At 62.6% G+C, this 604-nt stretch carries 1 pseudogene; it reads left to right on the top strand.

Annotated elements, in window-relative coordinates:
* Positions 1–604 (top strand): annotated as a pseudogene (locus tag AC0L3P_RS39990) (ISL3 family transposase); the annotation flags it as partial.

Here is a 604-nt window from a genome sequence, read left to right on the forward strand (position 1 = left end):
TATCTGCGGCGCCAGGACAGCCATGCCGCAATCGCGGCTCTTGTCAGCGACGGTGTGCCGCTCAAGGAGATCGTCCGCCGCACAGGACATAGTCGCAATCTGGTTCGCCAAATTAGTCGCGGCGGCGGTACGGATATCTTCCGCACCCGTCAAAGCACCCTGGATGGGCACCTGCCGTTCCTGGACGCGCAGTGGTCAGGCGGCTGTCGTAACGGTGCCGAACTCTGGCGCCGTTTGAGAGGGCAAGGCTTTAAGGGATCGCTGCGCGTGGTGGCGGAATGGGCCACGCGACGGCGACGCGCCGAGACCATCAGCCGTCAACAATTGCAGAGGGTCCCCGCCGCCCGGACGATAGCGCAGTTGATGACGATGAAGCGGGACCACCGAACCAAGGCCGAGACCGTCACGGTTGCCGCTATTGAACAAAGCGTCCCTATGCTGGCCGATGCCAACGCTCTCGTTGGCCGCTTCCACGCGATGATCCGAAAGAGGGCCGAGATCGAGCTCGAACCTTGGATAGATGAATCCAAGCGGAGCCTCATTGGCTCGTTCGCGAATGGGATCGCCAACGACAAGGGCGCGGTGCACGCGGCTATCACGCAAC

The organism is Bradyrhizobium sp. WSM4874 (assembly GCF_055811835.1).